At 69.6% G+C, this 22,005-nt stretch carries 16 protein-coding genes; 9 read left to right on the forward strand and 7 right to left on the reverse strand.

Annotated elements, in window-relative coordinates:
- Positions 1-277 precede the first annotated feature (277 nt).
- Both TSH58p_RS00815 and TSH58p_RS00825 read right to left on the reverse strand, forming a co-directional pair.
- Entirely contained in the window at positions 278-649 is a 372-nt protein-coding gene (locus TSH58p_RS00815) for a cytochrome c family protein (protein ID WP_109068397.1), read from the reverse strand.
- A gap of 294 nt (positions 650-943) precedes the next feature.
- Positions 944-2,263, reverse strand: a complete 1,320-nt coding sequence (locus TSH58p_RS00825) for a pentapeptide repeat-containing protein (RefSeq protein ID WP_247873860.1) — start codon at positions 2,261-2,263, stop codon at positions 944-946.
- A 394-nt stretch (positions 2,264-2,657) separates the two neighbouring features.
- Between TSH58p_RS00825 and TSH58p_RS00830 the strand changes: the two genes are divergently transcribed.
- From TSH58p_RS00830 to TSH58p_RS00845, 4 genes are all read left to right on the forward strand, one after another.
- Complete coding sequence (locus tag TSH58p_RS00830; protein WP_109068394.1) at positions 2,658-3,089, forward strand: response regulator; 432 nt, start codon at positions 2,658-2,660, stop codon at positions 3,087-3,089.
- Positions 3,090-3,235: 146 nt separating this feature from the next.
- Positions 3,236-8,188 carry a HAMP domain-containing protein gene (locus TSH58p_RS00835; protein WP_109469104.1) on the forward strand — a complete coding sequence of 1,651 codons (4,953 nt, stop codon included), beginning with the start codon at positions 3,236-3,238 and terminating at the stop codon, positions 8,186-8,188.
- 10 nt (positions 8,189-8,198) lie between these two features.
- Entirely contained in the window at positions 8,199-10,283 is a 2,085-nt protein-coding gene (locus TSH58p_RS00840; RefSeq protein WP_247874315.1) for a response regulator, read from the forward strand.
- A gap of 118 nt (positions 10,284-10,401) precedes the next feature.
- On the forward strand, positions 10,402-10,986 hold the full coding sequence (locus tag TSH58p_RS00845) for an RT0821/Lpp0805 family surface protein (RefSeq protein WP_109072768.1): 585 nt from the start codon (positions 10,402-10,404) through the stop codon (positions 10,984-10,986).
- A 48-nt stretch (positions 10,987-11,034) separates the two neighbouring features.
- On the opposite strand, the gene TSH58p_RS00850 is transcribed toward TSH58p_RS00845, so the two are convergent.
- Positions 11,035-12,006, reverse strand: coding sequence for an oxidoreductase (locus tag TSH58p_RS00850; RefSeq protein WP_109072769.1), 972 nt, complete (start codon positions 12,004-12,006; stop codon positions 11,035-11,037).
- Between the two features lie 88 nt (positions 12,007-12,094).
- On the opposite strand from TSH58p_RS00850, the gene TSH58p_RS00855 reads away from it, so the two are divergent.
- Both TSH58p_RS00855 and TSH58p_RS00860 read left to right on the forward strand, forming a co-directional pair.
- Positions 12,095-13,087 carry an AraC family transcriptional regulator gene (locus tag TSH58p_RS00855; RefSeq protein WP_109072770.1) on the forward strand — a complete coding sequence of 331 codons (993 nt, stop codon included), beginning with the start codon at positions 12,095-12,097 and terminating at the stop codon, positions 13,085-13,087.
- Between the two features lie 165 nt (positions 13,088-13,252).
- Complete coding sequence (locus TSH58p_RS00860; RefSeq protein WP_109072771.1) at positions 13,253-13,738, forward strand: group III truncated hemoglobin; 486 nt, start codon at positions 13,253-13,255, stop codon at positions 13,736-13,738.
- Between the two features lie 2 nt (positions 13,739-13,740).
- On the opposite strand, the gene TSH58p_RS32855 is transcribed toward TSH58p_RS00860, so the two are convergent.
- Both TSH58p_RS32855 and TSH58p_RS00870 read right to left on the reverse strand, forming a co-directional pair.
- Positions 13,741-14,235 (reverse strand): substrate-binding domain-containing protein, encoded by a 495-nt coding sequence (locus tag TSH58p_RS32855; RefSeq protein ID WP_158282671.1) that lies wholly within the window; start codon positions 14,233-14,235, stop codon positions 13,741-13,743.
- Between the two features lie 64 nt (positions 14,236-14,299).
- On the reverse strand, positions 14,300-16,708 hold the full coding sequence (locus tag TSH58p_RS00870) for a PAS domain S-box protein (protein WP_109072773.1): 2,409 nt from the start codon (positions 16,706-16,708) through the stop codon (positions 14,300-14,302).
- Positions 16,709-16,944: 236 nt separating this feature from the next.
- On the opposite strand from TSH58p_RS00870, the gene TSH58p_RS00875 reads away from it, so the two are divergent.
- Complete coding sequence (locus tag TSH58p_RS00875; protein ID WP_109072774.1) at positions 16,945-17,808, forward strand: LOG family protein; 864 nt, start codon at positions 16,945-16,947, stop codon at positions 17,806-17,808.
- 3 nt (positions 17,809-17,811) lie between these two features.
- Here TSH58p_RS00875 and TSH58p_RS00880 read toward each other — a convergent pair whose 3' ends face one another.
- Entirely contained in the window at positions 17,812-18,600 is a 789-nt protein-coding gene (locus tag TSH58p_RS00880) for a DUF3750 domain-containing protein (protein WP_109072775.1), read from the reverse strand.
- A gap of 136 nt (positions 18,601-18,736) precedes the next feature.
- Between TSH58p_RS00880 and TSH58p_RS00885 the strand changes: the two genes are divergently transcribed.
- Entirely contained in the window at positions 18,737-19,177 is a 441-nt protein-coding gene (locus tag TSH58p_RS00885; RefSeq protein WP_109072776.1) for a hypothetical protein, read from the forward strand.
- 6 nt (positions 19,178-19,183) lie between these two features.
- On the opposite strand, the gene TSH58p_RS00890 is transcribed toward TSH58p_RS00885, so the two are convergent.
- The gene (locus tag TSH58p_RS00890) at positions 19,184-21,232 is read right to left on the reverse strand and encodes a mechanosensitive ion channel family protein (protein ID WP_109072777.1); all 2,049 of its coding nucleotides are present in this window, start codon (positions 21,230-21,232) and stop codon (positions 19,184-19,186) included.
- A gap of 346 nt (positions 21,233-21,578) precedes the next feature.
- On the opposite strand from TSH58p_RS00890, the gene TSH58p_RS00895 reads away from it, so the two are divergent.
- A complete protein-coding gene (locus TSH58p_RS00895; protein ID WP_109072778.1) occupies positions 21,579-21,959 on the forward strand; it encodes an RT0821/Lpp0805 family surface protein in 381 nt (126 codons plus the stop codon).
- Positions 21,960-22,005 lie beyond the last annotated feature (46 nt).

Consider the following 22,005-nt stretch of genomic DNA (forward strand, 5'->3'; position numbering starts at 1 on the left):
TGCGTTGGGACGCACCGGACCCCCAACAGCCTGTCGTTCTCCTTGTGCCTGGCAATGGGCGCTTTTACGGGTGCCCTGCCCACAAGGGCAGGTTGATCGGAACCATCCTCATAGGATGGACAGCCGGGGAGCGGACAGGCCTGCCCGAACGGGTGTGTCCTGGCAACCGCCTGTCCTCCCACCAAAGGAACGCAGCGGTGGCCGGCGCCATCGGGCGCCGGTCACGGGAGGGGCCGCTGCCCCTCCCGGCCGCACTGGGCATCGTCTGTCGGACGCGTCAGCTGTTCTTCTTCAGGAAGGCGATCAGGTCCTTGCGGGCCTGCTCGTTCTTCACGCCGGCAAAGGCCATCTTGTTGCCGGGGACGGTGCCCTTCGGATCGGTCAGATACTTGTCGAGATTGGCCTCGTCCCAGGTGAGCCCGGCGCCCTTCATCGCGTCGGAGTACTTGAAGCTCTCGATGGAGCCCGACGGACGGCCGACGACGCCGTGCAGGTTCGGGCCGACGCGGTTGGGGCCGCCGGCCTCGATGGTGTGGCAAGCCTTGCACTGGTTGAACACCTTCTCGCCCGCATCGGCGTCCTGCGCCGAGGCGATGCCGGGAAGGGTGGCGAACAGGCCGAAGGCCAGAACGGCAACACGACGCTTCATTGCGCTATCCTCGATTTCCAATGCCTAAAAGACAGGCACGACCACCCAAAGCCCGCAGGACGTCCTGCGTTCTTCGCTTTGCCATGAACAATATTCGTCGCTTCGGCGCGCGGCGACTGCCGGCCCGTTACTTCGTCTTGATCATGACAAGCGGCATGGGAAACCAGCCGCCACCTCGGCCGGCGTTTTAATCCTGGTATGCTGGCATGCACAATGCCGGGAATGGGCAGAGGGCATGCCCTGCGACAAAATGACCAACTCTTTGCGAAAATTTTTCGGGATTAAATTTCGCGGTCACTTCAACCGGCAATGGACCAGCGTCGTTCCGGTGGTGTTGGCCTTGTCGATGTCGGTGTCGCGCAGGTCGGCGCCCGACAGATTGCAGTTGGTCAGGTCCGCCCCGGTCAGCCGCGCGCCCCGCAGATCGGCGCCGCGGATGTCGCTGTCGGCCAATTGGGCGTTGCGCAGATTGGTCGGCCACATGCGCCCGGTGGATTCGCCGCTCGCCGACAGAAGCTCGATGGCGCGCATCACCGCGTTGCGCATCATGGCGCGGGTCAGGTCGCAGCCTTCGAAGCTGGCGCCGGACAGTTCCGAATTCTCGAAACAGGTCTCGCGCATGCGGCAGCCGGGAAACTGGGCGATCTGCAGCTTGCTGTCCCGGAAGGTCGCCCGCGTGAAGTCGCAGTTGCGGAAGATCGCCCCGCTCAGGTCGCAGCCGTCGAAATCCGTCCCGACGAAGGCCGCGTCGGACACGTCGAACCGCTTGCCCTGCTTGCCGTTGCTGTTGATCCACCGGACATGGCCATCCAGCCCCTCCCGGATTTCCGGCGGGAAGTCCGACTGGTTGCGGTGGTAGATGGCGCCCATCATCCGCGCCTCCGCCCAGTCGGCGGTGGCCATGGCGACGTTGCGCAGTTCGGCGTCGCGCAGGTCGGCGCCCTGAAAGGTGGCGCCGGCGACGGCGGCGTTGTTCAGGATGGCGCCCTTCAGCTTCGCCATGCTGAAATCGGCGCCGCGCAGATCGGCGCCGCTGAGATTGGCGCCGAACAGTGCGGCGTTGCTGAAATCCGCCCCTTCCAGGCTGGCGCGGGTCAGGTTGGCGCCGGTCAGGTCGGCGTCGGTGAAATTCGCGTTGACCAGGACGGCTTCCCGCAGCGCCGCCTCCTGCCGGGCCTTGCGCCGGTCCTTCCACAGCACGAGCTGTCCCGGGCGCAGGTCCGCGCGTTCGAACAGGGTGTTGCGCAGGCACGCCTTGGTGAAGTTGGCCCCGCGCATGTCCGCCCCGACCAGCGAGGCCTCCCGCAGGTCGGCGGACACGAAGCTGGCGCCGAACAGATCCGCCCCATCGAAATTGCAGCGCCGGAGAACGCTGCGCCGGAAATTCGCTCCGGTCAGGATGGCGTCCGACAGAGCCAGCCCCGACAGGTCGAAGCCGGTCAGGTCCGCCGCCTTCATCTGAAGACGCAGGCCGTTCGGGCGCGCCGCCAGATAGAGCCGGTGGGCTCGGATGGCCTGCGCCAGATCCTCCAGGCTCAGCTCCGCTCCATCGCCCGGCCCGTTTGTCGGGGCAACGCTCATCCCGGTCCCCAGCACCCCAATGGTCGACTCCACGCCCGCCTCGTGGACAGAAACAAGCTTACGCGTAAAATTGCTTGAAAAATTGTTAAGAAGTCCGCACATCGCGACATGGCAGCCGCGCATTTGCGCCGTGTATTTCAATCGACGCAAAGCAAAGACGCCCCAAACGCTCCCGATTCGTGCTATTCCACATCGAGGCTAAGGAATAGGCGCGCCCTCTTTTGGAGAGCGCTCACTCTATTGGGCATAACCTGTAGGGGGTATTTGACCTTTTCTCCCTTAATTGCCTCACCCCTCCGTGCTACTCGTCCCGGTCAGCTTCGCCGGTATCCGACGTCTCCGCTCGGGTTCCGGCGGCGGGCAGGATGGGCGTCTCACCAGCGCCGTCCCGGCACCGCAGCCGGCAGAACGACAAGAGGGATAAGGGATGACCAACCCGATCAACAGGTCACCACGGGCCGGGGCGGACGGGACCGCACCCGCCGCAGCCGCCCCCGTGCGGGTCCTGGTCGTCGAGGATGAGACGATCGTCGCCATGTATCTGACCGATATGCTGGAGGAGCTGTCCTACGAGGTCTGCGGCGTCGCCGCCAACGCCGCCGACGCGCTGAAGATCGCGGAGCGGGAGCGCCCCGCCCTGGCCCTGGTGGACATCGGCCTCGCCGGTCCGCAGGACGGCATCGAGACCGCGCAGGCGCTGCGCGAGCGCTTCGCCGTGGGCAGCATCTTCATGTCCGGGGCCAGCGATCCCGTCCTGCTGGAGCGCGCCCGCGCCGCCGGCCCGCACGGCTTCATCCAGAAGCCCTACGACGAGCGCCAGCTGAAGACCCTGCTCAACAACGCCGCCCCCCGGCATTAGCTCCCGCCGCCTTCCGCTTGCCGTCCCATGGCTGCGCCGCTCCGGCGCGCGGCCATTCCGGCGTTCCGCCGGGCGCGCGCCGACCGTGCGCAAGGGGACAACCGAGACACAGGCCTGGACTTCTTAGGGACCATCGCGTCATGACGATGACGGACGCTCACGACCGGCTTTCCCCACAACTTCTCCTGCGCGCGCTGCGCCAGTTCCGCAAGGGCGACTTCTCCGTGCGCCTGCCGCTGGACCTGGACGGGCTGGACGGCGAGATCGCCGCCGCCTTCAACGACGTGGTGGAGATGAACGAAGCCCTGGTGGAGGACGTCGGCCGGGTCAGCGTCGCCATCGGCAAGGAGGGCCGTATCGGCCAGCGCGTCCGCCTGCCCACCGCGTCGGGCGGCTGGGGCGCCTGCGTGGACAGCGTCAACGCCATGGTGACCGACCTGACGCAGCCGACCCAGGAGATGGCCCGCGTCATCGGCGCGGTCGCCAAGGGCGACCTGTCGCAGTCCATGCCGCTGGAGGTCGACGGGCGCCCGCTCCAGGGCGAATTCCTGCACACCGCCCGGACGGTCAACCGGATGGTCGAGCAGCTCGTCACCGTGACGGCGGAGCTGACCCGGGTGGCGCGCGAGGTCGGCATCGAGGGCAAGCTGGGCGAGCAGGCCCAGGTGAAGGACGTCGCCGGCACCTGGAAGGACCTCACCGACAACGTCAATCTGATGGCCGCCAACCTGACGGCCCAGGTGCGCAACATCGCCGACGTCACCACGGCGGTGGCGAAGGGCGACCTGTCGCGCAAGATCACCGTCGATGTGAAGGGCGAAATCCGCGAGCTGAAGGACACCATCAACACGATGGTCGACCAGCTCAACAGCTTCGCCAGCGAGGTCACCCGCGTCGCCCGCGAGGTCGGCAGCGAGGGCAAGTTGGGCGGGCAGGCCCAGGTGAAGGGGGTCGCCGGCACCTGGAAGGACCTTACCGACAACGTCAACCTGCTGACCGGCAACCTGACCAATCAGGTGCGCAACATCGCCGACGTGACCACGGCGGTGGCCAACGGCGACCTGTCGCGCAAGATCACCGTGGACGTGAAGGGCGAGATCCGCGAGCTGAAGGACACCATCAACACGATGGTCGACCAGCTCAACAGCTTCGCCTCGGAAGTCACCCGCGTGGCGCGCGAGGTCGGCACCGAAGGCAAGCTGGGCGGGCAGGCCCAGGTGAAGGGGGTCGCCGGCACCTGGAAGGACCTCACCGACAACGTCAACGCGATGGCGACCAACCTGACCAGTCAGGTCCGCAACATCGCGGAGGTCACCACGGCGGTGGCGAAGGGCGACCTGTCGCGCAAGATCACCGTGGACGTGAAGGGCGAAATCCGCGAGCTGAAGGACACCATCAACACGATGGTCGATCAGCTCAACAGCTTCGCTTCGGAAGTCACCCGCGTGGCGCGCGAGGTCGGCAGCGAGGGCAAGTTGGGCGGGCAGGCCCAGGTGAAGGGGGTCGCCGGCACCTGGAAGGACCTTACCGACAACGTCAACCTGCTGACCGGCAACCTGACCAATCAGGTGCGCAACATCGCCGACGTGACCACGGCGGTGGCCAACGGCGACCTGTCGCGCAAGATCACCGTCGACGTGAAGGGCGAGATCCTGGAGCTGAAGGACACCATCAACACGATGGTCGACCAGCTCAACAGCTTCGCCAGCGAGGTCACCCGCGTGGCGCGCGAGGTCGGCACCGAAGGCAAGCTCGGCGGTCAGGCCCAGGTGAAGGGGGTCGCCGGCACCTGGAAGGACCTCACCGACAACGTCAACATGATGGCCGCCAACCTGACCGGTCAGGTGCGCGGCATCGCCGAGGTCGTGACGGCGGTCGCCGAGGGCAACCTGAAGCGCAAGCTCACCGTGGCGGCGCGCGGCGAGATCGCGGCGCTGGCCGACACCATCAACGGCGTGATCGAGACGCTGGCGATCTTCGCCGATCAGGTCACCAACGTGGCGCGCGAGGTCGGCATCGAAGGCAAGCTGGGCGGTCAGGCCAAGGTGCCCGGCGCCACCGGCGTGTGGGGCGATCTGACCGACAACGTGAACCAGCTCGCCGCCAACCTGACCACCCAGGTGCGCGCCATCGCCGAGGTGGCGACCGCGGTGACCAAGGGCGACCTCACCCGCTCCATCGCCGTGGAGGCGTCGGGCGAGGTGGCGGCGCTGAAGGACAACATCAACGAGATGATCCGCAATCTGCGCGACACGACGCAGAAGAACGCGGAACAGGACTGGCTGAAGACCAACATCGCCAAGTTCACCCGGATGCTCCAGGGCGAGCGCGATCTGGTCACCGTCACCAACATGATCCTGTCGGAAATCGCGCCGCTGGTGAACGCCCAGCACGGCGTCTTCTACGTCACCAGCCGCGAGGGCGACGAGCCGGTCCTCGATCTGGTCGCCAGCTACGCCCTGAAGGAGCGCGACGGGCTGGGCGCCCGCTTCACGCTGAAGCAGGGACTGGTCGGCCAGTGCGCCCACGAGAAGAAGCCGATCCTGCTGACCAACGTGCCGAAGGACTATGTGCGGATCAGCTCCGGCCTCGGCGAGGCGGCGCCGCTGAACATCATCGTCCTGCCCGTGCTGTTCGAAAACGAGGTGAACGCCGTGCTGGAGCTGGCCTCCTTCGGCCATTTCAGCGAGACGCACCGCTCCTTCCTGGAGCAGCTGACGGAAAGCATCGGGATCGTCCTCAACACCATCGCCACCAACATGCGGACCGAAGGGCTGCTCAAGCAGTCGCAGCGCCTGACCGCCGAGTTGCAGAGCCAGCAGGAGGAGCTGAAGACTACCAACGAGCGGCTGGAGCAGCAGGCCGCCTCGCTCCGCCAGTCGGAGGAGCTGCTGATGGCCCAGCAGGAGAAGCTGCGCCAGACCAACGAGGCGCTGGAGGAGAAGGCGGAACAGCTCTCCCTCACCTCCAAATACAAGTCGCAGTTCCTGGCGAACATGAGCCACGAGCTGCGCACCCCGCTGAACAGCCTGCTCATCCTGTCCAAGCTGCTGTCCGACAACGGCGACCACAACCTGACCCCCCGGCAGGTGGAGTTCGCCCGCACGATCAATGCCGCCGGGTCCGACCTGCTGAACCTCATCAACGACATCCTGGACCTGTCCAAGATCGAATCCGGCACGGTCACGCTGGAGATCGGCGCGGTGGTGCTGGACGACCTGCGCGGCCATGTCGAACGCACCTTTGCCCAGCTGGCCGAGGAGAAGGGGCTGCGCTTCGACATCGACATGACCCAGCCGCTGCCCGCGGCCATCCAGACCGACCAGAAGCGGCTGGAGCAGGTGCTGAACAACCTGCTGTCCAACGCCTTCAAATTCACCGAGACCGGCGGCGTCACCTTCCGGGTCGGGCTGGCGAGCGAGGGCTGGAGCGCCGCCCACCCCGTGCTGAACGCGGCCGAGGGGGTGCTGGCCTTCACCGTCGTCGACACCGGCATCGGCATCCCCGAGAACAAGCAGCGCATCATCTTCGAGGCGTTCCAGCAGGCCGACGGCACGACCAGCCGCAAATACGGCGGCACCGGCCTCGGCCTGTCGATCAGCCGTGAGATCGCCCGCCTGCTGGGCGGCGAGATCCGTGTGCAGAGCGAGTCCGGGGCGGGCAGCGCCTTCACGCTCTACGTGCCGATGGCGTTCGACATCGCCCGCTACGGCGACCCGGCGCCGAAACTGGCCCCCTTCCCCACGCCGACACGGCCCATCGTCGTGCCGGGACCGGAGGAACGGCTGGCGCTGCCGCAGAACCACCCCGTCGCCGACGACCGCGAGCGCATCCGCCCCGGCGACCCGGTGGTGCTGATCGTCGAGGACGACGTGAAATTCGCCTCGATCCTGGTCGATCTGGCGCGGGAGAAGGGGTTCAAGGCGATCCTCTCCCACGCCGGAAGCCCGGCCATGCCGATGGCGCGCAAATACCGTCCGGACGCGGTGATGCTGGACATCGGCCTGCCGGACATCGACGGCTGGGCGTTGCTCGACCTGCTGAAGCGCGACCCGCACACCCGCCACATCCCGGTGCACGTCATCTCCGCCAAGGAGGAGCGGCGCCGCGGCCTCGCCATGGGGGCCTTCGACTACACCGAGAAGCCGGCCGACCGCGAAGCGATCTTCGCCGCCCTCGCCAAGGTCAAGGGCTTCGTGGAGCGCCACCAGCGCCGGCTGCTGATCGTCGAGAAGCTGCCCAACCCGGAGACCGGCGGCATCGCCGGCCTGATCGACCACGACAAGGGCGGCAATGGGGGCGGAAGCGGGGGCGGGGACGACATCGACATCAGGACCGTCACCTCCGCCGAGGCCGCCCGCGCCCTGCTGGCGCAGGAGCGGTTCGACTGCATGGTGCTCGACCTGACGATCCCCCAGCCCAGCGATTTCGAGCTGATCGACAGCCTGCGCACCCGCGATTCCACCGCCTGGATGCCGGTCGTCGCCTATGTCAGCGACGCCATCGCGCCGGAGGACGAGGCGCGGCTGCGCCGGCTGGCCGAGACGGTGGTGCTGCGCAGTGTCCATTCCGCGGACTCGCTGCTGGACGAGACGGCGCTGTTCCTGCACCGGGCGGTGGACCGGCTGCCCGACGACAAGCGCAACGCGCTCGACCAGATCCGCCAGCGCGACCCGGTGCTGGCGGGGCGCAAGGCGCTGATCGTGGACGACGATTTCCGCAACATCTTCTCGCTCGCCAGCGTCCTGGAGGCCCACGACATGACGGTGCTGCACGCCGAAAGCGGGCCGGAGGGGCTGGAGTTGCTGAAGGCGCACCCCGACCTCGACGTGGCGCTGGTGGACATCATGATGCCGCTGATGGACGGCTACCAGACCATCCGGGAAATCCGCGCAACCACGGCGGGACGCGGCCTGCCGGTGATCGCCGTCACCGCCAAGGCGATGAAGGGCGACCGCGAGAAGTGCATCGAGGCGGGGGCGACCGACTATCTCGCCAAGCCGGTGGACATCGATCACCTGCTGTCGCTGCTGCGGGTCTGGGCCGGGCGCCGGCAGGGCGATGACGGCGCCGCGCGCCACGATGCCGGACGGGAGTGAGGAGACGCCCATGCCCCACACCCAAATCCCGAGCTTCGCCGAGATCGAGGACGCCACCCTGCCCCCGCCGGAGGTCCGCGTGCTCGTGGTGGACGACGATCCCCGGAACCTGCTGGCGATGCGGGAGACCCTGGCCGACCTGGACGCCACGGTGATCCTCGCCCGCTCCGGCGAGGAAGCGCTGAAGCGCGTGCTCGACCAGGACTTCGCGGCGATCCTGATGGACGTCCACATGCCGGGCATGGACGGCTACGAGACGGCGGAGCTGATCCGCAACCGCCGCAAGTCGCGGCACATCCCCATCCTCTTCCTGACCGCCATCAACAAGGACGAGATGCACATCTTCCGCGGCTATTCCGCGGGGGCGGTCGACTACATGTTCAAGCCGGTGGACCCGGTCATCCTGCGCAGCAAGGTCACCGTCTTCGTCGAGCTGTACCGCAAGACGGAGGAGGTCAAGCGCCAGGCCGCCCTGCGCGAGCGGCTGATGGCCGAGAACTACCGCGTGCGGGCCGAGAAGCTGGAGGCCGAGCAGGCGCTGCGCCGGTCGGAGGAGCGGCAGGCGATGATCGCCCGCTCCCTGCCGATCCTGCTCTACACCGCCGGACCGGAGCGCGGCACGCCCTTCCGCTACGTCACCGAGAATGTCGAGGCGCTGTTCGGCTTCCCCGCCGAACGCTTCCTGACGGACGGCGGCTTCTGGGAATCGCGCCTGCATCCCGACGACCGCGAGCGCGCCGCCGTCCAGTTCGAGGCGATGCGGCAGGGCGGCGTGTCCACCGTCGAGTACCGCTGGCGCGCCGCCGACGGGCAGTACCGCACGCTTCTGGAGAAGGCCATGCTGTTGCCGGGCGAGAACGGCCGCCCGCCGGAGCTGTGCGGCACGGTGCTGGACGTCACCGACACGCGGGAGCTTCAGCTGCAGCTCGCCCATGTCCAGAAGATGGAGACGATCGGGCAGCTGACCGGGGGCATCGCCCACGACTTCAACAACATGCTGACCGTGGTCATCGGCAGCCTGGAGCGGCTGGGCCGCATGGCCTTCGACGACCCCAAGGCGGCGCGGCGGGTGGAGATGGCCCTTCAGGCGTCGCTGCGCTGCTCCGACCTGACGCGTCGGCTGCTCGCCTTCGCACGGCGCCAGCAACTCCACCCCGAGAGCGTGGACATGGAGGCGCTGGTCCGCAACATGGGCGAGCTGATGGAGCGCACGCTCGGCTCGGCGATCACCGTCGAGATCGACAGCGCGCCGTCGCTGTGCCCGGCGCTCGTCGATCGCACGCAGGCGGAGTCGGCCCTGCTGAACCTCGTCATCAACGCGCGCGACGCCATGCCGGCGGGCGGAAAGCTGACCATCGCCACCGCGATGGTGGAGGCCGAGGAGGGGGATGCCGAGCTGAACCCCGGACGCTATGTGCGGATGACCGTGAGCGACACCGGCTGCGGCATGCCGCCGGAGGTCCTGGCCCGCGCCTTCGAGCCCTTCTTCACGACCAAGGAGATCGGGAAGGGCACCGGGCTGGGGCTGAGCATGATCCACGGCTTCGTCAAGCAGTCGGGCGGGCTGATCCGGGTGGAGAGCGAGCCGGGGCGCGGCACCTCCTTCCACCTCCATCTGCCCTGCGCGCCGGTGGCCGCCCGTCGGGCGAAGGCGTGCGAGGAGAGCGAGGACAGCGGTCCGCTGCCCGGCCAGGGCGAGGTGATCCTGGTGGTGGACGACGACCGCGACGTGCGTCAGGTCGCCGTCCTGACCCTCCAGGATCTGGGCTACACCGTGGTCGAGGCGGAGAACGGGCCGGAGGCGCTGGCCGTGCTGGCCGGGGAGCCGCGGGTGGACCTGCTCTTCACCGACGTGGTGATGCCGGGCGGCATGAACGGGCTGGAACTCGCCCAGGAGGCGCAGCGGCGCCATCCCGCCCTGAAGGCGCTGTACGCCTCCGGCTACGCCCATGGCGTGGCCGGCGGATTGACCGGCGAGGGGCCGGGTGCGGAGTTCCTGATCAAGCCCTACCGCGACCGCGACCTCGCCCGCGCCGTCCGCAAGGCGCTGGGCGGCAGCGTGGCGGACGCCTGCCCGGAGTTGAAGAGCGCCTGACGATTGCCATTTCTGTCCAGGGCCGTCTCTGAAAGGTCATTGTCGCCCTTTTGCCCCAACCTTGAACGGGGCCGCGGTGCTCAGATGACGGTCGCGTTGCAATAAAGGAGTAGCCGACGTGCCTGCTGTCCGTCTGTCCGGGATTCGCTTCGCCTCGGTCCTTTGTCTTGGCCTGTCCGTCGCCCTTCCCCTGACCGCCGCGCCCGCCGCGGCGCAGGTGTTCAGCCAGGGCGGTTACGGCGCGCCGACCCAGACCAACCCCCAGGGCAACGGCGGCAACACCACCTTCGGCATCGACAACGACCTGCTGGGCAAGCTGGGCGGGGCCGCCGTCGGGGCGCTCGCCGGGTCGCAGATCGGCAAGGGCAGCGGCAACCTGCTGGCCATCGGCGCCGGCGGCCTGCTCGGCTACTTCGCCGGCGGCTACCTGATGGAGCAGCTGAGCCCCGGCAGCCGCGACGCGGCGCAGAGCGCGGAGACCCGCGCGCTCGACGCGCCGGTCGGCCAGACCATCCGCTGGAACAGCCCGGACAGCGCCAACACCGGCGGCACCATCACCCCGATCCGCGCCGGGCGTGATTCCGCCGGTCGGGAGTGCAAGGAGTTCCAGCACAAGGTGACCATCGACGGCCGCCAGGAATCCGCCACCGGCACCGCCTGCCGCGGCGACGACGGCCAGTGGCGCCTCGCCGCCACCCCCTGATCGACCGTCGGACGATAACGGAGCGGGTGGACCGGCGCGGCCGACCCGTCAGGACAGGGAGGCGCCGGTCAGGGTCTCCGAGACGCGCCACAGCCGCTCGGCCAGCGCGTCGTCCGCCGCCCAGGGATGCACACCGCGCCGTCCCGTCGCCGCGTCGTGGATCGGCGCGACGTCGCAATCCTCGCAATAGAGCCCGCCGAGGCCGGCGAGCCGCGGGCTGGTCGCGCACCAGACGTTGGTCGCCGCCCCTTGCGTGACGGTCTTCATGCCGCGCGACGGGTCGATGCGCGGGCGCCCCTCCGCGTCCAGGGCGTCGAAGCCGGCGATCTCCGCGGCGCTCAGATGGCGGCCCAGCTCGGTGATGATCTGTCCCGGATGCAGCGAGAAGGCGCGCACCCCATGCTCCCGGCCGCGGCGGTCCAGGGCGACGGCGAACAGCGCGTTGGCCGTCTTGGATTGGCCATAGGCGATCCACTTGTCGTAGGAACGCCGTTCGAAATCGAGGTCGTCGAAGTCGATCCCGGCGAGTTGGTGGGCGCGCGACGAGACCGCCACGACGCGCGCGCCGCCCGCCGCACGGAGCGCCGGCCACAAGGCCAGGGTGAGCCGGAAATGGCCGAGATGATTCGTCGCGAACTGCCCCTCGCGCCCGTCGGAGTCGCGACGAAGCGGCGTCGCCATGATCCCGGCGCTGTTGACCAGGATCGACAGCGGCCGTCCGGCCCCGTGGAAGCGCCGGGCGAAGGCGGCGATCGAGGCGGCGTCCGCAAGGTCGAGCGTCTCCAGTTCGACGCGGTCGAGGCCGGCCAGCGCGGTCGTCGCGCGGTCGCGATCCCGGGCCGGCACGATCACCGTCGCGCCGGCCTCGGCGAGCGCGCGCGTCGTCTCCAGACCGATGCCGGAGTAGCCGCCGGTGACCACCGCCACCCGCCCGCGGAGATCGATGCCGCGGACCGCTTCGGCGGCGGTGGTGGCGGGGCCGAAGCCGGACCCGATGGGTGTCTGGTCGGGGGAAATCATGGGGGGCCTCCTGGCAAGGCATGGCGTCGGACGCCGTTGTCGCCTATATGCGCGGGATGATCCATCCAGCCCCGTCCGGAATCCTGTCGTGATCGTCCAGAACGCGCCCGCCGACGTGCTGTCGGATGTGCTCCGCCTGATGCAGGCCCGGACCCTGTGCTCCGCGCGCCTCGCCGCCCGGGGCGACTGGTCGATCCGCTTCCAGCCTCCGGACACCATCAAGTTCAATGTGGTGACCGCGGGCACCTGCTGGATTCGGGCGGACGGAACGGACGGGACGGAAGCGCCGCAGCGCCTCGACGCCGGCGACTGTTTCGTGGTGGTGCGCGGCGGCTTCGTCCTGGCGAGCGCGCCGGATCTGCCGCCCGTCCCGGCCCGGGAGGTGTTCCGGGCGCCGGGCGGTGAGGCCCGCGTCGATGCGGGGGATGGCGCGCCCGACGGCGCGGACGAGGTGCGGTTCCTCGGCGGCAGCGTGCGGTTCGACCGGTGGGACGGCGGCCTGCTGTTCGACCTGCTGCCGCGCCTGCTGATGATCCGCGGCGGCGCACCGGGGGCCGCCCCGGTCGGCTGGCTTCTGGAGCAGCTCGACCGCGAATGGCGCGGCGGGACGGCGGGGTCCCAGCTCGCCTGCAACGACCTGCTGCGGCTGATGTTCATCCACGCCTTGCGGACGCATCTGAGCGAACAGCCGCCGCTGGGCGCCAACTGGCTGGCGGCCAGCCTGGAGCCCTCGATCGGCCGGGCCCTCGGCGCCATCCACGCCGAGCCCTGCCGCAACTGGACGCTCGCGGAGCTGGCGGGCATCGCCGGACGCTCGCGCTCCAGCTTCGCCGCCGCTTTCCGCGAGCGCGTGGGCATGCCCCCGATCGACTACCTGCTGCGCTGGCGCATGCGCCTCGCCGCCACGCGGCTGCGGCAAGGGCAGGAACCCGTCTCGGCCATCGCCGCCTCGCTCGGCTACCTGTCGGACAGCGCCTTCAGCGCCACGTTCCGGCGGATCATGGGCGTCTCTCCCGCACGCTACCGCAGGGAAGCGGACCGGGAGGCCGCCTTGGAGCCCGGTTCCGCGATCGGGGGGTGAGAGGCCTCGGCGGGAGAATGGGGGACGACCAAGCCCCCTCCTCCCGCCACCGTTCCCCAGGAGGGATCGGCGATCACGAGCGCCGCACCGGTGGCGGCGGGACACCGGAACGCGTATGGTGCGGGGACTTGTTCGCCTCATGTTTCTTTTCAGGACCCTGCCGCCTTGGACCAGACCGCCGTTCCCACGCCCCAGTCCGCCACCATCGCCGAGCGCGTCGCCAAGACCGGCATCGACGAGGCGATGATCGAAGCCCTAGTCCGCACCTTTTACGGCAAGATCCGCGACGATGCCCTGCTCGGCCCGGTCTTCGGCGCCGCGATCACCGACTGGGAACCGCATCTGCAGAAGATGATGGACTTCTGGTCCTCGGTCGCCCTGCTGACCCACCGCTACGACGGGCGCCCCCTGCCCGCCCATGTCCGCTTCGACATCGGACCGGCGCATTTCGAGCGCTGGCTGGAGCTGTTCCGCGAGACGACGGCCGAGGTCTGCACGCCCGAGGCCGCCGCCTTCTTCGAGGACCGCGCGGCCAACATCGGGCGCAGCATCCAGATGGGGGTGGATTTCTTCCGCAAGCAGGCCGCCGCTGACAACGCCAAGGCTGACAACGCCAAGGCCGACAACGCCAAGGGGGCCATGGGCGCCTGATCTCAGGCCCCGCGCACCGGCTTGCCCTTCACGCCCCAGCTGTCCGTGAAGTCGCGCACGCCGGGGATGGTCATCATGTGGGCGTCCTTGACGTAGACGAACTGCTTGGGGCCAAGCTCGTACTCCATCATCGTGATGCCCTTGGAGCGGCAGCGTTTCTGCTCCTCCGCCCCGATGCGGCGGTCGGACACCACCATGTCGGGATGCTCCAGCCCGACGCCGGCGCAGAAGCTGCGGAAACCGGCGTTCGTGCCCTCGGCGACGAGGCGCGGCTGGGTGTCGGGCGTGCTGTTGAAGCGGCTGGCCGCGGTGCCGACCGCCCCCCGCATGGACGGGCTGCCGACGATCCAGATCCCGCGCTCCTCGGGCGGCGGCTTCGGCACGGTCGGGGGCGGCAGGGTGGCCGTCTGCTGCGGCGACTGGAAGCCGGGAAACTGGCACCCGGCCAGCGCCGCCGCGACGGCGACCATGGCAAGGCCTTTCGACAGGGATGGCACTTTGTTGTCTCCTCCATAAGCCTCGCACGGGCGGCGCCATCGGCGCCGCTGGTGGTAGCAACGCTCAAGCCGGCCCGATGGCTCCAAGATGGCGGGCGAGCGCGGCTTCGAGAAGGCGGGGGGTCACCGGCTTGTGCATCAGGCCGATGCCGTGCCGGGCGGCGTCGCGCTGCGGTTCCGGACCGATCTCCCCGGTGACGATGAGGCCCGGCACGTCGGCACCGAACAGGTCGCGGACGCGCAGGATGGCCTCGGTGCCGACGCGGCCCTGGCGCAGCCGGTAATCGGCCAGCACGATGTCGGGCCGCCGCCCGCCCGTGCGCAGGCGCTCCAGCGCCTCGCCGGTGCTCCCGGCGGACAGCACCTCGAACCCCCATTCGCCCAGCATCGCCGCCAGTCCCATCAGAACGATGGCGTCGTCCTCCACGACCACGGCCAGCCGCCCGCCTCCGGTCGCCGTCATGGCGTCGGCCCGCACCGTCCGGGGGGTGGTCGCCGGGGGGTGCGGCGCGTCCTGGCGAACCAGCGGAACGCTGACGGAGAAGATCGAGCCGCGCTCCGGACGCGACACCAGATCAACCGGGTGGTCGAGCAGCCGCGACAGCCGGCGCACGATGGCGAGGCCGAGGCCGAGCCCCTGGTCGCGGTCGCGCTCGGGGTTGCCGATCTGGTGGAACTCCTCGAAGATGCGCTCCCGCTGGTCGGGCGGAATGCCCAGGCCGGTGTCGTGCACCTCGACGCACAGGCGCGTCCCCTGCGGCCGGCAATCGACCATGACGCGGCCGCGGTCGGTGTAGCGGATGGCGTTGTCGACCAGATTGCGCAGCATCCGCCCCAGAAGGACGCGGTCGCTGCGCACCGTCCCGGTGCAGGGAACGACCCGCCAGTCCAGCCCCTTGGCCTCGGCCAGCGGGGCGTAGGCCGCGGACAGCGGGACGAGCAGGTCGGTGACCGGAAACTCCTCGATCTGCGGCGCCACGACCCCGGCGTCGAGGCGCGACACGTCGAGCAGGCTGTCCAGCAGATCCTTCAGCGTGTCCAGCCCCTGCTGGAGCCGGTCCAGCGCCCGCAGCCCGGCCTCGCCGGTGACGTGGGGGGCCAGCGCTCCGGCGAACAGCAGGATCGACTGCATGGGCTGGCGCAGGTCGTGGCTGGCCGCCGCCAGGAAGCGGCCCTTGGAGCGGTCGGCCTCCTCCGCCGCCTGCTGGGCGCGGCGAATCTCGTGGATGTCGACCGCGGTGCCGATCCAGGAGACGATGGCCCCCTTCTCCCGCACCGGCACCACGCGGCACTGGTGCCAGCGCCACGCCCCGTCGGCGCGCCGGATCCGGACGTTGCTCTGATAAGGCGTGCCCGCGACGATGGAGCGCGTCCGCAGCGCGATGAAGCCCTGACGGTCGTCCGGATGGATGGTCTTCCAGGTGGACATGCTCTCGACGTCCTGCCCGGTGTAGGAGCAAAGCTCCACGTTGTAGTATTCGGGGGTGCCGTCCGAACGGTTGATCCACATGAGCAGCGGCGTGTTGTCCACCAGCGTGCGGAACCGCGCCTCGCTCGACCGCAGCGCCTCCTCCGCCCGCTTGCGGGCGGTGATGTCGCGGGCCACCCCGACGACGCCGATGGCCTTCCCCCAGGCGTCGCGCAGCGGCATCACGCTGATCATCAGAACGCGTGTGCCCTCCTCCGTCGGAAAGGGCAGTTCCTCCTCCACCGTCTCTTCCCGCCCGGTGGCGATCACCCGCCCGCACAGGTCGTCGAGCCGTACAGCCTCCTCCGGCGGGAACAGGTCCTCGTCGGTCAGGCCCACCACCTCTTCCCGCGTCAGCCCGAACAGGCGCGCGGTCGCGGAGTTGACCAGGGTGAAGTGGCGGTCCCGGTCCTTGGCGAAGATCGGGTCGGTGACGCTCTCCAGAAGGCTTTCCAGCAGGGCGTTCTTGTCCCGCAGCAGCGCTTCCGCCGCCTGGGCGGCGCGGTGGGCGGCCTGGGACTCCATCTCGTGCATGGCGAGGCGGGCGAATTCCTCCAGGTCCCGCTCATCCTCCGCGCTGAATTCCGGGTGGGGCTGGTGGTCGAGCAGGGAATAGGTTCCGATCCGCAGCCCGTCCGGCGCGATCAGCGGCGCCCCGGCGTAGAAGCGCAGATGCGGCGGCCCGGCCACCAGCTCGTGGTCGGCGAAGCGCTTGTCCTCCCGCGTGTCGCGCACGACCAGCGCCGCGTCGTCGAGGATGGTGTGGGCGCAGAAGGACAGCCGTCGTTCAAGGACCATCGTGTCCAGCCCATAGCCGGCCTTGCACCATTGCCGCGTCTCGTCCACCAGATTGACCATGACGATGGGCACGCCGAAATGGCGGGCGCCCAGCCGGGCCAGCCGGTCGAAGGCCGCTTCGGGCGGCGTGTCCAGCACGCCGTAGCTCTTCAGCCGGGCGAGCCGGGCGCGCTCATCCGATGGCCATGGCGGCTCGATGCTGGTCAACGTGACCCCTTACAAGCAAGACGCGGACAAGACGGCGGACGGCCGGACGCAGACGCGCCTGAACCATGATGTGGGCAGGGCGGAGGCTCATGGAAAGACGCGGACGCGGTTTCCCTTCCGCCTCCCTCCGGTCTGCGGCACAATTCCTTTGAATGCAAACCCTTTGAGTCCGGGCAGCGAGCCGTCCGCGACCCCACATGACCAGAAGCCGTCCCCGTCCCCATTCGGAGCACAGCATGAAGGACAGCCGACCGAACCACGAATCCGCCGCCTACCGCATCGCCTTCGAGGACCGCGATTTCCTGTTGAGCGAGCCGATGCGCGGCGTGCGCTTCATGCTTGAATACGCCAAGCCGGAAGCGGAGCTGAAAGCCTGGGGCATCCGCTCCACCATCGTGGTCTACGGCAGCGCGCGGGTCCCCTCGCCCGAACGGGCGGAACAGCTTCTCAGCGCCGCCCGGACGCCCGAGGAGCGGCAACAGGCCGAACGGCGGGCCAAGCAGGCGGCCTGGTACGAGGAGGCGCGGACCTTCGGCCGCATCGTGTCGGAACGCGGCGGCGCGCTGGCGCCCACCGAGGACGGGCAGCGCGACAACGTGATCGCCACCGGCGGCGGTCCCGGCCTGATGGAGGCCGCCAACCGCGGCGCGCAGGAGGCCGGGGCGCCGAGCATCGGCTTCAACATCAGCCTGCCGCAGGAGCCGCACCCCAACCCCTACAGCACGCCGGAGCTGACCTTCCGCTTCCATTATTTCGCCATCCGGAAAATGCATCTGGCGATGCGCGCCAACGGGCTGGCGATCTTCCCCGGCGGTTTCGGCACTTTCGACGAGGCGTTCGAGATCCTGAACCTGCGCAACACCAACAAGGCGTCGCGCCTGCCCATCGTCTTCGTCGGGCGCGACTACTGGAACGAGGTTGTGAACTTCCGCGCCCTGGCCGACCACGGCATGATCAGCGCCGGCGACCTGGAACTGTTCGACATCGCCGACACGGCGGAGGAGGCGTGGGACTGCATGACCCGGCTCGGCCTCAAGCGCGGCAACCCGCCGCTCGGCCCCGCCGGCACCGGCATGTCCGCCGCCGACGAGGAGACCTGAGGTTCAGCCCGGAGGCGGGCTGTCGGCGGCCGGGGCCGTCGGGGCGGGGGCGTTCAGCGCCACCCGCCCGACACCCGGGATCTTGACCGCGAGATCGAAGGGATCGACCCCGAAGGTCATGCCGAGCAGATTGACCTCGAACCCCTCCTCCTTGGCCAGGAGCAGGCCGGCGATGCCGAACAGGCTGACCTGCCAGCCGGTGCCGCTGGGCGCCCGCGCGATCACGTCGGTGCCCAGATAATCCTTGCCCAGCGCCGTGGAGGGCAGGTCGAGCCGGAGGTCCGGCACCGCCCGCCCCACCCAGGCGGCGAAGGTGTTGCTGTTGGGGCCGGGCCAGATGCGGTATTCTCCGGCGTAGGGGTAGCTCCGGGCGGCCTCGGCGATCTTGGGGATGGCGGCTTCGGCGGCGGGGCCGCGCAACTCGGCCAGCACGGCGGGGGCGGAGCCGAACCAGCGCCCGTCCGGGTCGCGGTTGCTGACTGCCACCGCCGGCAGGCCGCGGTAGACCCGCCAGCCGACCACCTCATAGACGGTGTAGGCCGACGCCCCCGCCGGCTTCACCGCGAACCAGGGGTGCGTGCCGAAGGCGCCGCGCCAGGACAGGGCGCGGGCGGCGTAGACCTGCACCACCGCCTCCGGCGTCGTGGCGGGATCGGGCGCGAGGCCGACGGACCTGCGGTCCGCCCGGCTCCAGTCGACACCGAGCGTCGCCGTTCCCGACGCGATCACGAAGGCCGGACCGGCCAGAAGCAGGACCAGCGTCATCAAAATCACCAGGATGGTGGCCGTCATTCTTTTCCGCACCGCTCCCTCTCGCCTGATGGGCCGTATCCCAGATAGGCTGTCCTCGTCCCGCCCGCCACCGATGTTGTACGTTGAGGACCATCCGGTTGGTTCATCACCAGTCGGTTATCAAAGGAGCGCCCCGATGCCCGCCGCCGACCTGACCGATCTCCTGGACCGCATCACCCGTCAGGCGCCGACCCGCGCCGCGACGATGGAGGTCGCCCGCGCGCTCGGCTGGACCACCGGGCCGAGCCGCAAGGGGTGGAAGGTGGTCCAGCCCACCGGCTATGTCGGCGGCATGGTCGTCCCGCCCAGCGCCGACACCGCCGCCGCGGAGGCGTGGTTCGACCCCGAGGGAACGGAACGCGGCCTCGCCGGCGCAAACGCGGAATTCCCGCCCTACCTCACCAGCCTGGACACCGCCCTGTCCGCCGTCCCCGCGGCGGAGCGTGCGGCCGCCCTGCGCAACGCGCTGGACCGCCACCGGGCATGGCAGGAGGAGACCGGCCGGGACGACGCGGCGCTCGGCCGCCTGCCCGCCTTCGTCATCGCGGCGTGGCTGTCCGTAAAGCCGGCGGCGTAACGGACCTCAGTCGGCCGCTCCGCTCTCCTTGCGGGTGCCGTTCACGGCCTGGGCGGCGGCGAAGCCGATGATCCGGTTGGCGGCGTCCGGGTCTTCCACCCGCACGACCACGCCGCGCCCGACCAGATGGATGTCGTGGGCCTGGAAGGCCTGGATCAGGCGGTGGTAGGCCTCGCGCCGGATGACGAACTGCTCGTTGGGCTTGGTGATGAACTTGACGCCGATGATGACCGCGTCGTCCTCCACCCGCCGCACGCCCTGGGACTTCAGCGGCTCGATGAAGCTCGGCCCCATCTCCGGGTCGGCGGACAACTCCTTGCCGACGTCCTTCACCAGCTTCTTGACCAGCCCCATGTCGGTCTCCGGCGGGACACGGAACTCCAGACGCATCAGCGCCCAATCGCGGCTGTAGTTGGTCAGCGCCTTGATCTGGCCGAAGGGCAGCGTGTGCACCGCGCCGCGGTGGTGGCGCAGCTTGAGCGAGCGCAGGGAAATACCCTCCACCGTGCCGCGCAGGTTCCCCACCTCCACGTAATCGTCCATGTGGAAGGCGTCCTCCAGCAGGAAGAAGACGCCGGCCAGGATGTCGGCGATGGTCGATTGGGCTCCCAACCCGATGGCGATGCCGACCACCCCCGCCCCGGCCAGCAGCGGCCCGATCTCGATGCCCAGCGAGGACAGCACGATCATGGCGACGATGGCGACCAGCACGACCTGAAGGAACTTCCGCAGCAGCGGCAGCAGGGTCGCCAGCCGTTGCCCGCGGGACGACGGCCCGTCGTGCCGGGCCTCCTCCAGCGTCCGGTCGATCGCCCGCACCACCATCGTCCAGGCGACGTAGCCGAGCAGAAGCACGACCGTCACGTTGAACAGCAGCCGCAGGGCGATGCCGGACGCTCCGCTGGCCTGCTCCACCCGGAAGCCCCAGATGGCCGCGGTGGCGAAGACGCCGACGACGAACAGGGCCAGCCACAGCGCCCGCATCACCCGCGCCACCGCGGCCTTTCCCGCCTCCGTCTCCTCCCCCCGGTAGAAGCGGGCGAGCGGGCGCTGGGCCATCAGCGCGACAGCCGGCACGGCCAGCGCCACCAGCAGGCTGGCGAGCATCCGCGGCCCCGTCGCCGGCTCCAGCCGCACCGCCGCCGCCGCGACGACCAGCCACAGGACGACCAGATAGACCGAGGCCACCACCGCCCATAGCCCCAGCGTGGGATGGTCCTTCGCCTCGATGCCCAGCGGACGGGCGATCGCCCGCGCCACCGCCACGCGCCCACGCCACACACGATGGAGCAGATACAGGAAGGGCACGGTGCTCAGCGGCAGGCCGACGGCGACGATGGCGTTCCCGCCGACCCCCAGCGCCAGCAGCAGATCGACCAGCCCGAGCACCGTCGCGGCCAGCGTCACGGTGACCACGCCGGTGCGGTGCAGGGCGCGCGCGTCGGCATCCTCCAACGGGATCAGGCGCAAGCCGCGGTGTCCTGGCGCGCAGAGGAAGCGGATCAGCCGGTCGGTCAGCAGCACGGTCAGCGCGGCCTGAAGCACCGCCAGCAGGACCGCCGGGGCCGCGGGGTGCGGCGGGCGCACGATCGCGTAGACGACCAGCACCCCGAGCGCAAAGGCGCCCACCGGAACCAGCCCCAGCACGAAGCGCAGCGCGCCGGTCAGCAGCGGCGCCCCGCCGTCCGCCTCCAGCTTGCGGAGCGGCCCCGCCAGGACCCGGCGCGTCAGCAGAAACGCCACCGTCCCCGCCGCGAAGAGGATCAGCAGGCCGCGCAGCAGGCGCAGCGGGTGCACCGCCGCCTCCCGCCCGTTGGGGCGGGCGAAGGCGTCCGACAGGATGGAGGGAAGCAGTGGATAGGTGGCGGCGACCGCCTCCAGACGCGCGGCATACACCTCCAGCGCTGTCGCCGGTCCTTCGGGCGTGGAGGTGTGGGCATCCGGTGTCTGCGCCACGACCCATCCGGACGGCCAAGCCGCAAACAGCAGGGCGGCAAGCAAGGCCAGGGCCGGCCACCGGGCCGACGTGCGGCGCGTCCCCGAATCTCTGTTCATAGGGCCATCCTGCCGGAGAGCGACGGAGCGGTGCCCATCGGGCGGAAAAGCCCGCGCCGATGACGTGGACCGACAATGGGAAACGCTCGTCCGCCCCTCGATCAGGAAGCCAGTACGTTACCGTTGCCTATCGAACGGCCCCGCGGCGGAACGCGCACCGTGATCCTGACTTTGGAACGTCCCGAAGCATGGGAACGGAGCATGGGAACGGCCGGAGGCCGCCGCCCGCCAACGGGTGAGGCGTATGTTACCGTAACACCCGGGTTCGTGACCTGCCTTCACATGGAGGCATCATCAATCGTTCCTAAAATGCCCGGAGTCACCAACGGTCATAAGGAGCCGCCGCATGCGCCTGTTATCCATCCCGTCCTTTGCCTTCGGGGTCCACGCCGCCGCGCTGGTCGCGACGCTGGCCTTCGCCGCCCCGGCGCAGGCCCAGTTCGGCCTCTTCCTCGGCGGACGCGGCGGGGTGGATCTGACGGACGAGGATTGGGATCTGTTCCGCAAGGCGCTCGGCGACGCCCTGACCCCCATGGAGGAGGGGCGGCGCACCGAATGGAACAACCCGAAGACCGGGGTGCGCGGCGATGTGGTCGTGCAGAAGGTTCATGAGCGCGACGGTGCGCCCTGCGGGGACGTTCAGGCCAATTTCATCCGGCGGACGATCCAACCCTACAGGCTGACCTTCTGCAAGATGGCCAACGGGCAGTGGGCGATCGCGCCCTGAGGGGCGCCGGGGCAATCGCGCCCTGAGGGGCGCCCAGGTTGATCGC

It is taken from the genome of Azospirillum sp. TSH58, assembly GCF_003119115.1.
In the GTDB taxonomy this organism is placed as follows: Bacteria; Pseudomonadota; Alphaproteobacteria; order Azospirillales; family Azospirillaceae; genus Azospirillum.